The 10,619-nt window shown below is 55.8% G+C and carries 9 protein-coding genes; all 9 read right to left on the minus strand.

What is annotated here, in order from left to right; genetic code table 11:
- Positions 1–2: 2 nt before the first annotated feature.
- From JJB07_RS18825 to JJB07_RS18865, 9 genes are read right to left on the minus strand one after another with little or no spacing between them, the layout of a single operon-like run.
- Entirely contained in the window at positions 3–1,493 is a 1,491-nt protein-coding gene (locus tag JJB07_RS18825) for a non-ribosomal peptide synthetase (protein WP_201637618.1), read from the minus strand.
- Positions 1,494–1,504: 11 nt separating this feature from the next.
- Positions 1,505–2,659: an acyl-CoA dehydrogenase family protein gene (locus tag JJB07_RS18830; RefSeq protein ID WP_201637619.1), complete on the minus strand. Its 1,155-nt coding sequence runs from the start codon at positions 2,657–2,659 to the stop codon at positions 1,505–1,507.
- A gap of 4 nt (positions 2,660–2,663) precedes the next feature.
- Positions 2,664–2,915, minus strand: a complete 252-nt coding sequence (locus JJB07_RS18835; protein ID WP_201637620.1) for an acyl carrier protein — start codon at positions 2,913–2,915, stop codon at positions 2,664–2,666.
- A 21-nt stretch (positions 2,916–2,936) separates the two neighbouring features.
- Positions 2,937–3,791, minus strand: coding sequence for a 3-hydroxyacyl-CoA dehydrogenase family protein (locus JJB07_RS18840; protein ID WP_201637621.1), 855 nt, complete (start codon positions 3,789–3,791; stop codon positions 2,937–2,939).
- Positions 3,792–3,811: 20 nt separating this feature from the next.
- On the minus strand, positions 3,812–5,074 hold the full coding sequence (locus JJB07_RS18845; protein WP_201637622.1) for an ACP S-malonyltransferase: 1,263 nt from the start codon (positions 5,072–5,074) through the stop codon (positions 3,812–3,814).
- Positions 5,071–6,219 (minus strand): acyl-CoA dehydrogenase family protein, encoded by a 1,149-nt coding sequence (locus JJB07_RS18850; RefSeq protein ID WP_201637623.1) that lies wholly within the window; start codon positions 6,217–6,219, stop codon positions 5,071–5,073. The genes JJB07_RS18845 and JJB07_RS18850 overlap by 4 nt, the downstream gene beginning before the upstream one ends.
- Positions 6,216–6,476: an acyl carrier protein gene (locus JJB07_RS18855; RefSeq protein ID WP_236588197.1), complete on the minus strand. Its 261-nt coding sequence runs from the start codon at positions 6,474–6,476 to the stop codon at positions 6,216–6,218. The genes JJB07_RS18850 and JJB07_RS18855 overlap by 4 nt, the downstream gene beginning before the upstream one ends.
- A gap of 15 nt (positions 6,477–6,491) precedes the next feature.
- The gene (locus JJB07_RS18860) at positions 6,492–7,532 is read right to left on the minus strand and encodes an HAD-IIIC family phosphatase (protein WP_201637624.1); all 1,041 of its coding nucleotides are present in this window, start codon (positions 7,530–7,532) and stop codon (positions 6,492–6,494) included.
- Complete coding sequence (locus JJB07_RS18865; RefSeq protein ID WP_201637625.1) at positions 7,529–10,612, minus strand: cyclic peptide export ABC transporter; 3,084 nt, start codon at positions 10,610–10,612, stop codon at positions 7,529–7,531. Before JJB07_RS18865 ends, JJB07_RS18860 begins: the two co-directional genes overlap by 4 nt.
- Between the last annotated feature and the right edge of the window lie 7 nt (positions 10,613–10,619).

Below are 10,619 nucleotides of genomic sequence, written 5' to 3' on the forward strand. Positions count from 1 at the left end.
GCTTACAGCACTTCTCGTGCCACCAATGCTTTGCGGTCCACTTTCCCGTTGTCTGTCAACGGCAAGGTCACGTACAGCTCATACGCTCCGGGCAGCATGTAGTCCGGCAGTCGGTCTTTGAGATGTTTGCGAAGACCCTTGAGATCGAAGGATGTCTCCGTCACGAGACAAGCGACCAACTTGACGACCGTCTCCGATTCTTCGCGCACGACCACCGCACACTGATCCACTCCTTCGTAGTCCAGCGCACACGCTTCAATCTCTCCCAACTCAATGCGCAACCCGCGTATCTTGACTTGATGGTCGATCCGTCCATGGTATTCGATGTTCCCATCCGGCAACACCCGTGCGAGGTCACCCGTTTTGTACAGGCGTCCAAGAGGAGAGTCCACAAACTTCTCAGCCGTCAATTTTGGATTGTTCAGATATCCTCGCGCCACCCCAATCCCCGTGATGACCAACTCTCCGACTTCCCCGTCCGGGACGAGGTCCCCCTGAACGTTTAGCACATGGAGGCCGATGTTGGTGATCGCTTTTCCAATCGGAACGGAGCCGCTGAGGACACCTGTTGTCGGGCAATCGTACGAGGAGACGTCGATCGTCGCCTCTGTGGGACCGTAGAGATTGATCAACCGCGTTCCGTTGCGGTGATGGAGCAGTTCGTTGAACTTCTCGACATGTTGAGACGCCAGCGCTTCTCCGCTTGCGAACACCAAACGCAGAGACTGTAAGCGAGACATCTCGCCGGCTCCTTCCACGTAGTTCAAGAACGCGTTGAGCATCGAAGGCACGAAGTGCATCACCGTCACCTGTTGCGTTTCGGTGGCTTCCATAATCGCTTGTGGAAATTTCTCCATCCCCGGTGCGAGGAAGCAAACTTTTGCCCCGACCATCGACCACCAGAACATCTCCCAGACGGAGACATCGAACGTGAACGGAGTTTTTTGCAAGATGACATCCCTTGACCCGATCGGGTACGCGGCTTGCATCCATTCCAGGCGATTCACCAACGCACCATGCTCGATCATGACTCCTTTGGGCTTGCCAGTAGAGCCTGAGGTGTAAATCACATACACCAAGTCGGATGGTTGGTTTACGCAAAGAAGGTCTTCCTCCGAACCGGTGTAGAGATCTTCGTCGTCCAGCGCGATCATCTGCGCGGTAAGCTTTCCGAGGTGCTTGCTCTCCGTCAGAACCACCTGAACGCCGCTGTCCTCCTGAATGTACTGCAACCGTTGCACAGGGTTTGACGGTGCGAGTGGCAGATAGGCGCCGCCCGCTTTCAAGATGCCGTAGATGCCAATGATCATCCAAAGCGAGCGGTCGAGCATCAACCCGACAACACTCTCCGGCCTGACCCCTTGTTGACGCAAGTGATGAGCGAGTTGGTTCGCTTTGGCGTTCAACTCACGATACGTAAGGGACTCGTTTCGAAAAACGGCTGCAACCGCATCCGGCGTTTTTGCAGCCTGCTCCTCCAAATACTGGTGCATCAACGGGAACCTCATTTGCGCACCGCCCGCTTGGCTTTTTTCGCAAAGCTTTTTCCAAGCAAAAGTTGATGAATCTGGTTGCTGCCTTCGACGATTTCCATCGTTTTCGAATCGCGGTAATACCGAGAGACGGAGTGGTTGTCATTGCACCCGAGGGCTCCCATAATCTGCACGGCATTTGCAGAGTGGCGCGCTCCTGCCCGCGATGCGAAATATTTGGCGATCATGATCTTTTCCGTGGCATCCGCCCGGTGCTCGTTCTTGGCTCGACATGCTTCAAGACAAAGCAAGGTCGCTGCTTCCAAATCGACGCCCATATCGGTGATCATGTGAGAGATCATTCCGTGGTCGATCAGATTGGCTCCAAACGCCGCACGATCCATCACATGTGCCCCGCAAGTCTCGACACACGCGCGCAACAGCCCAAGCGATGCCCAGGCAATGGAGATGCGCCCGAATTCCAAGGCATACGGCGCGAGATAGGAGATGGCAAAACCCGGGCGACCGATCATGTTCTCCACGGGAACTTGGACGTTGTCAAACTCCAGCATCGCGAGGTACGACGCTTTGAACCCGAGCATGTCCGGGATGTGGGTGATCGTCAGGCCCGGCGTGTCCTTGTGGACCAAGCAAGCAATCGGCTGTTCCCCATCCAGTTTCCCAAACACCAACAACACATCGGCTGCTGCGCCGAACGTGATCCATTTTTTTACGCCGTTGAGAATGAAGGTGTCCCCTTCTCGGCGATAGTTCGTCTTCATCATCTGCAAGTCGGAACCCGCTCCCGGCTCGGTCAACGCAAGTGCCGCCACCTGTTCCCCGGAGGCAAGCTTTGGAAGCCAGAACTTCTGTTGGTCGTCTGTTCCCCACTTGCAAAGCGTTTCGGTCACCATCGTGTGTACGTTGAACATGCCGGACAGGGAGATGCTCCCACGGCCAATTGCTTCATTAAATAGGCCGTAGGTTACATAGTCCCAACCTTGACCGCCGAACTCGGTCGGAACCGTCCCACCCAGATATCCGCGCGCTGCACAGAGCGAGATCGTCTCATGCGGGATGCCTTGGTCGATGTCCCACCGGTTGGCGCTGGGTTCCACGTGTTCGTGGACAAACGTCAGGAACTCGGAGTAGAGCTCCTGTTGAGCAGAGGACAGGTGTTGTTTCATGGCGTTACACCTGTGCCGCTTGCTTGGCTCGAATGAAGCACGCAATCGCCGATACCGATTTGTAGTTGTCCATGTCCAGATCATCCATCGTGACTTTGATGCCAAACTCTTTCTCCAAGAACGTCATCAACTGAATGGCGAACAGCGAGTTCACCAGTCCTTCTTCGAACAGTTCGGTTTCGTGGTCAAACTCCACGTCGTCTACATGCTCGGAGATGTAGTCGTGAAGGATCGTTTCGATTTTTTTCTCAGCCATGTGCAAGCACACTCCCTTGGTTTAGTTGGAATACGAATAGAACCCCTGCCCCGATTTGCGTCCGCAGTACCCGGCATCCACCAGCTTTTTCAACAGCGGGCAACAGCGGAACTTCGGATCTTGATACTCTTCGTACAGCACTTGCAACGAGTGCATAACGGTGTCCAGCCCGATCAGATCGGCAGTTTCCAGCGGGCCCATTTTGTGCCCGAAACATTTCTTGAAAATTTCATCGACTTGCTTGGCCGTGCCGACTCCGTCCATGACGACGAACGCCGCTTCGTTCATGAACAAATGTGAGATGCGGTTGGAGACGAACCCGGTCTGGTCGTTGACGACGATCGCATCTTTGTCCAGTTGGGCAAGGAAGGCTTCTGCGTTCGCCACCGTCTCATCAGACGTGAGGTAGCCCCGGATCACTTCGATGGTCGGCTTCAAATAGACCGGGTTCATGAAGTGCATGCCGATGATGCGATCCGGCCGCTTTGTCACACCCCCGACTTTTGTGATCGAAATGCAGGACGTATTGACGCCAAACACCGTCTCTTCCTTGCAGATTTCGTCCAGTCGACGATAGATCGGCTCTTTGATACTCCAGTTTTCCGGCACGTTCTCCACGATGAAGTCGCAATCGGCGACATCGTCGAGGTCGGTGGTCAAGTGCAGCCTTGCACGGACTTCATCTGCTTGCAGGCGTGGAAGTTTTTTGTTCACCAAGGGTGCAAAGCGCACCGTTTGGAGAATTTCCGCTTCCGCTTTTTGCAGTTGCTCCTCTGTGACGTCGACCAACACGGTTTCCAGACCGTGCAGCGCCAGATCGACCGACATCCCGATCCCCATCGTGCCGGCTCCTACAATTCCGATTTTTTTGAACATGGAAGGAACTCCCTTTGCCCTTAGGCTTGAATTTTCAACAATTTTCGCCCGAGTACGTCGCGCAGATGGCGCTCGCGTTCTTCTTGGCGCACACGCTTGGCTTCCAGCGCCGTCTGCATCATCTGGAGAGCTTCTTGCACATCGGCTTGACTCGTCGCCAAACCGGATGCGTTTCGCTCTTCCCATGCGTTTTGAACGTGTCGGAACGGATTCACAACGCGGCGTTCGTAATCGGCACCGTCTCGGTTGTGGTTCCTCGTCCCCGCTACGACAGCCAAACATTGAGCGATGATGTGCGGATAGTCCTCTTGCTGCACGACCAACATCCGCTCCGACTTGCGCACGTCTTTTTCCTTGTCGTACGTGCAGGACAGCACATCGGGTGCGACGGCTTGCAAGAGGTATTGCAAGACGTTTTTCGGTCCGATCTCCACGGCGGTCGTCAGGCCCGCTTCCAGCAGATAGCGCAAGGAATCCAACCAACGAACGGGATGCACCAACTGTTGGTACAAGTTGTCCGCTACCGTTTCAGAGGTTCCGTAAGGCAGGGCGTTGCGGTTGGCGATTACAGGAACGGAGGGAACGCGCATCTGCGTCTCCTGCAATAAGTTCAAGAAACGGTCGGCTGCCGGTTGCATGATCGGCGAGTGGAACGGGCCGCTCATCTTGATCGGAATCGCGATCCCCCCTTGCTTGACGACGAGATCGCCTGCCAGACGAATGGCCGCCTGTGTGCCGGAGATCGATGTTTTCAGCGGCGTGTCATAGGCTGATACGTACACCGGCTCTCCCATTTCCGACACGTTTGCGCAAATCTCTTCCACCGCAGCGGGAGCGAGATTGGTCACCCACGCCATCGTGCCATCGACCGATGCGGCGTGTTCGCTGACGATCTCTCCACGCGCTTTCACCAAGCGAAGAGCATCGGAGAGCCCAAACGCGCCCGCACAACAGAGTGCGGAATACTCGCCCAGCGAATAGCCGAGCATCGCGTCCGGTTTCAGGCCGATCTCCTGCTGGAACACGCGATAGGTCGCCACGCTGACGGTGACCAACGCGGTCTGCGCATGTTGGAGTTGGTCGAGTTCCGCCTTGTGCGACTTGTCCAGACAAAGCGTCGCCATGTCGAAACCCAGTGTCTCGCTTGCTTCTTCAAATGTCTCGCGAGCCACTTGGAAATTGTCAAAAAAATACTTGCCCATTCCGGAGTAATGGGAGCCGACTCCCGGAAACATGAACACCGCGTTCGCCACTTGCACCTCTCCCTCTCTGTCTTGCCTCATGCTTCTGCCCCTCGATGGTGACAGGTTCGCAACACCTGTTGCGCGATCACCGGTTGAAGCACTTGTGAAGTTCCTTCGATGATTTCCAGCACCTTCGCTTCACGGAACAACCGCTCAACCGGATATTGATTTGAAAACCCGTTCCCACCAAACACTTGCACCGCATCGGTGGCAACTTTCATCGCCATCTTGGACGTGAAGACTTTGGCGATCGAAGTCTGGATCATCGCCTCGTGGTGCTTGTCCTTTCGCAAGCGTCCCACACTCAAGCAGAGAGCGCGGGCCGCTTGGAGTTGGACGTGCGCGTCTGCGAGCAGCGCTTGCACCGCATCGTATTCGCAGATGAGTTTGCCGCCCTGTCGACGCGTCCTCGCGTAGGTCGCCATCGCGTTGAGCGATTCCTGTGCGATGGCCACCCCTGCCCAAGCGATGCTGTAGCGTCCGTGATCCAATGCGCTGTTCACGATGTAGGAGAACCCGCCCCCGATGCGGCCCAGCACGTTTTCGTGCGGCACGACGACGTCGTGCAAGTCGATCTCGGCGAGATGTGACGCTTTACTCGCGAGCAGCCCGCTCATCTTGGTCGTGGAGACGCCCGTTTGACTGCGTTCCACGAGGAAAGCGGTCACCTCGCCTGTCTGTGCGTCCGACGCGATGACGAGAAACAGATCGGCAATGTCGGCAAACGAGATCCATTTCTTGCGCCCTTGGAGGAGGAAACCCTCCTCCGTTTTCACGTAGGTCGTGCGCACGCCACGGGCATCAGAGCCGACGTCCGGTTCTGTTAATGCGAAGGCCGCCAAGAGTTCACCCCTTGCCATCTTGGGGAGCCAGTGCTCTTTTTGCGCAGGAGTGCCCCATCGGAGCAACGATTCTCCAACCAGTGAAGTATGGACGGTGATCAGTTCCCGCATGGAGTTGCAGGCCTTGCCGATCTCTTCGGTAAACAGACCGTACTCGACCGGATCGAGAGCCAGACCGCCATACTGCACCGGGAAACTCGCCGCGAGGAAGCCTTGTTGCGCCAATCGACGTATGACCTCGCGCGGAATTTCCTCCTCAGCTTCAAACGCCCCGGCTTGCGGGCGGAGTTCCTCCTCGGCGAACGCCTGCGCCGCTTGAAGGATCTCTTGCGCCGTCCTCATGCGGACTGGCTCCCTTGGATTTTTCGAATCAACGTGGCGATGTTCGTGACGGTGGCGAAATTGCTGATCACCAGATCGTCGTTGTCAACGGTCAAGGCGAATTCGTTCTCGATGTAAGACAGCATCTGCATGGCGAACAGCGAATTCACATACCCCAGTTCAAAAATGTTATCGTCGTCTGTGAACACAGCGTCTCCTGCGAACACGACGAGATTGCTTTTTATAAAGGAACGGATTTGCTCTTCCATTGTCGTCATCAGCTTTCTTCCTCCTTAGTTGTGGCTCGTGGCCGGGACGTGCAAGTCAATGTATCCGGGATAAGGGCTTATGACCGCCAGATCGTGTTCCAACAGCGTCATCCCCGCTTCGTTGCTCACTTCTCGGAAACCGGCGAAGCGGTAGGTCACAAACATCATCCGGTTGCGTTCGGTCTGTCGGAAATCGGCGCGGAATTTCTTGCCGGCCTCCTTCGCGCTCTGCATCAAATACGTGAGAAACACAGAGCCCACCGAGCGCGACAGGACGCGGCAAGACATCAAGAGCAACTTCAAGTGGTGGGCATCGGGCTTGATCTCGACGAGGGCAAGTCCGATTTTTCCATACGAGCCATACTTGTCGGTCAATTCACAGACCAAGAGTTGGTGGTTCTCGTCGGTGCGCAACGCGTCCAACTCGTCATAGTCGTAGGTGATGCCCGTCGAGTTGAGCTGGTTGGTGCGCAGGGTCAGCTCCTCCGCCCGCTGCAAGTCGACTTCCTGCGCCTCGGAGATCACAAACTTCATGTCAAGCGTTGCCAGAAACTCCTCTTTGGGACCTTCATACGATTCTTCGTCCGCGTTGCGTTGCATGTCTTCCAGATACATCAACCGACGACGGCGAGAATCGTCTGTGATCAGCTTCGGGTTGAGCCTCGGCAACTCCAGCAGCCCCTCATACTCCGCTGCATCGAAGCACAGCACTTGCTCGTGAACGCTCTGGACTTCCTCCAACTCGAACGGCTGGTCGTCGATGAAAAGGAACGTGTCGATTCCCAAGTTCAAGTTCTTGCGGATGTTCTCCACCGAAGTGGACTTGGCGTTCCAGTGGATTTCCGGATAGAGGAAATAGTCTGCGAGTCCGAATTCTTGCAATTTGGCGAGCGCGTCTGTGCGGTTGTTTTTGCTGGCGATCGACTGTACGATCCCACGATTGTCGAGCTCGCGAACGATCTCGGCGATTCCGGGCTTGAGCGTTACGTCTGCCGATTCAAGCAGCACGCCGTCCCAGACTGTGTTGTCGAGGTCCCAGACCACGCATTTGATCTCTTTGCTCATGTTCGTACCTCCTCGGGTGATTGGTTTCGAATCTGACCCATGTCCATCGCGAGAATATGGTCAGCGAGGTCGAAGTAGTGATCGTCATGAGTGATGGCGATGATGCACTTGCCGCTGTCCCGCATCTGCGGAAGCAAATCTTGGTAGAAAAAGCGGCGGTATTCCGGGTCTTGGTCGGCCGCCCATTCGTCGAACAAGAGAATCGGTCGATCTTCCAAGTAGGACAAGAGCAAAGCGAGACGTTTTTTCTGACCGGTGGAGAGCTTTGTCGTGCTGAAACGGCCCTGCTCGACCTGCACTTTGTCGCTGAGTTGCAGCAGGTCGAGATAGTGTTTGATCTCGTTCGCTTTGGCTTCTGCGTCGATGCCGTACAAACGATCGAAGAGGTGGAAGTCGCTGAGAATCGCCGAGTAGTTCTGGGTGAGTTCTTCCGGCGTCACCACCCGCCCGTTCAATCGAATCTCCCCCTCATCGGGTGCATAGAGCCCGGTGATCAGCTTGGAGAGGGTCGATTTGCCGCTCCCGTTCCCCCCGGTGATGAACACGATTTCGCCGGAACGGAACTCATAATGAATCGGACCGACGCCGAACGTGTGACCTTCCCCGTGTTTGTACGTGTAGCTCACCCCGCTGAGTTTCAAAAGCACCGGCGCCTCCACAGGCTCTGCCGTTGCGGCCGCCTGTTGCATCCCCTGCAGATCGGAGATCGACTTCAGCATTTCCTGGATGCGTTGCCAAGAGATGCGCACGACGACGAGTTGCGGGAATCCGTTGAGCAGGTCGTTGACCGGGCCGGTCATGTAGAGGAAGACCAACACGTAATTGTGAATGGTGTCTTTCGGAAGGTTGGTAAAAATTTCGGGAAACACGAACGCAACCACACCGATCACGATCACAAACAGCAGCTCGCCGAGCACGAACACGTTGGCAAACTTCACGTCGCCAAGCGTCCGCTTGTCCCGATACTCGCCACACGTCTCGTCCATCGTGTCGCGGAAGCCCTCGCTTTTTTTCCGATGCAAGCTCAATTCTTTGGCGCCGCGCGTCAGATCTTGAATCAGTCGGAAAAACTTGTTCTGGATATCTCGCGTCTCGTTGTAGACCTTGTCCACCTGTTGCCCGACGAGCGTGTAGAGGCCGACCGTGATGCCGATGATCACGAGCGAGATCAGAAACGCATACACGTTCATAAGCCCCAGATAGAGGAAACAGAACAACAGCGTGACGGTGCTCGTCCCGCTGGTTACCATCAGGTTCAGCGAACGGGAGATCACTTCGGTGTCGTTGTTCAGAGTCGCTTCGATGCGTCCCTTTTCGACAGATTCCAGCTTGTAGTACGGAGTCTTGAGGAGCTTGTCGATCAATTCCATGCGCTTGCTGTAGACGAGTTCGTTTGCGTAGGTGACGATCCTGGCCCGGATGAACCGCTGGGTGAGGACGTACATGACGATCCCAAGCAGGAAAAAGAACAACAGTCCGTTTTTGAGATTGTCGGTGCGTACGAACGTCTCGTTGATCACGAAGATCAAGAATGCGTTGCCAAACCCGGAAATCACGCTCAACAGCACGAGCGAGAGCAGAGACCGATCATCAGGCTTGGGGAACAACACGTTGAGAACGGCATACACCGCGTACACAGTCCCAAGGAGGGCGGCTCCTTGAACGGCGAGCCACAACGTCTCCGGACCCCAAACTTTGATAAAAGTCCAAGGCATCCCCCCGTACAGCAGGTCTGGCAGTTGGTACAACGCCTCGTAAAACAACCCGAGCATGGCGGGCGCTGTGAGGAGTCGCACCCAAGACTTGCCCCGTGGGAACCGGAACGTGCGGGCTCTTCGTGCGACTTGCAGAACCTGCCGACCCACCAGAGCGATCAGGGAGAGCAAACCGAGGACCAGCAACAAGAGAACGGCAGATGCGATCTGGTCCATTTTTTTCGTCGTATCGGAAACCAGTGGTTTGATCTCCTTGCCAAGCATGAGTTTCAAGATGCCGTCGCCGATGTGCGACGTGTAATCGCTGTTCTGGTTAGCCAGCACCGCCACGCCGATCTCTTCTCCGGGACGAAACGCAAGGTAGGAGGAGAAGTTGGGATTCTGCCCTTGGTGAACCACTTCTCCACCACCGCTTTGGTAGATGCTCCACCCGTCTGCATAGGACGAGCCGTCCGCGTCAGGTGCGACCGAGCGATCCGGCTCATGAGACTTCCGGATCAAGTCGGAGGACAGCATCGGCGGAGTCGCCGTGCCCAGTTGAATTTTCAGCCATTGCGCCATGTCCTCTGCGTCGGAAATGAAGTACCCCGCAGGTGTGTTGCCTTCAAAGTACGGAGCCTCGTAGGGAGACGCGTGCAAAAAATTACGTTTGTATCCGAGCGCCAACTGATCGGTCGGAACGGACTCTCGCCCCGCATAGGTGGAGGTCAACCCGAGCGCGTGCAAGACATGCTCTTGCGAATAAGCCTGAAAGGGCTGGCCCGTGACGCGCTCGATGATCAGGCCCAGAACGTCATAGTTGACGGTCGCGTACTCGAACTTGGTGCCCGGCTCCCACTTGAGTTCCAGAGGCAGGATCGCTCGCACCGTCTCTTCGATTGCGCGGTCGCCTTGACTGACCGGGAGTTCCCCCAGCGACTTCGCCGGAATCCCGCTGGTGTGGTGTAACAGGTCGCCGACCGTAATCTCATCGCTGTTGCCCTTCCCCTTCATCGCGAACCAAGGGAGGTACTTCGTAACTGGATCGGACAGATGCAGTTTGCCTTCGGATTCCAGTTGGAGCACGGCGAGCGCCGTGAACGCTTTTGAATTGGAACCCAATTCAAACAGTGTTTTTTCCGTAACAGGACGTTTGTCGGAGGTGTTGGCGTACCCGAATCCTTTTTGATAGATCGTTTTGTCACCCTCGACGATGACAACGGCGAGACCGGGGATCTTGGAAGCCCCCTGCTCGTCTTCGATAAACGCTTGAACGGCAGCTTCGTCGAACGAATGCAACCCTTGCGCCTCTGCTGCCGTCGAAAGCGGGAGCAACAACAGGGAGAGCACCAGAGCCGTCCAGCCGATGAATCGTTTTTTTCTCATGCCTATG

The organism is Tumebacillus amylolyticus (genome assembly GCF_016722965.1).
In the GTDB taxonomy this organism is placed as follows: domain Bacteria; phylum Bacillota; class Bacilli; order Tumebacillales; family Tumebacillaceae; genus Tumebacillus; species Tumebacillus amylolyticus.

What these genes read in the sequence shown, in the direction of transcription:
- JJB07_RS18825 (WP_201637618.1), bottom strand. Translation starts at nt 1,493, where the DNA reads ATGCACCAGTATTTGGAGGAGCAGGCTGCAAAAACGCCGGATGCGGTT.
- JJB07_RS18860 (WP_201637624.1), bottom strand. Translation starts at nt 7,532, where the DNA reads ATGAGCAAAGAGATCAAATGCGTGGTCTGGGACCTCGACAACACAGTC.
- JJB07_RS18830 (WP_201637619.1), bottom strand. Translation starts at nt 2,659, where the DNA reads ATGAAACAACACCTGTCCTCTGCTCAACAGGAGCTCTACTCCGAGTTC.
- JJB07_RS18855 (WP_236588197.1), bottom strand. Translation starts at nt 6,476, where the DNA reads ATGACGACAATGGAAGAGCAAATCCGTTCCTTTATAAAAAGCAATCTC.
- JJB07_RS18850 (WP_201637623.1), bottom strand. Translation starts at nt 6,219, where the DNA reads ATGAGGACGGCGCAAGAGATCCTTCAAGCGGCGCAGGCGTTCGCCGAG.
- JJB07_RS18865 (WP_201637625.1), bottom strand. Translation starts at nt 10,612, where the DNA reads ATGAGAAAAAAACGATTCATCGGCTGGACGGCTCTGGTGCTCTCCCTG.
- JJB07_RS18845 (WP_201637622.1), bottom strand. Translation starts at nt 5,074, where the DNA reads ATGAGGCAAGACAGAGAGGGAGAGGTGCAAGTGGCGAACGCGGTGTTC.
- JJB07_RS18840 (WP_201637621.1), bottom strand. Translation starts at nt 3,791, where the DNA reads ATGTTCAAAAAAATCGGAATTGTAGGAGCCGGCACGATGGGGATCGGG.
- JJB07_RS18835 (WP_201637620.1), bottom strand. Translation starts at nt 2,915, where the DNA reads ATGGCTGAGAAAAAAATCGAAACGATCCTTCACGACTACATCTCCGAG.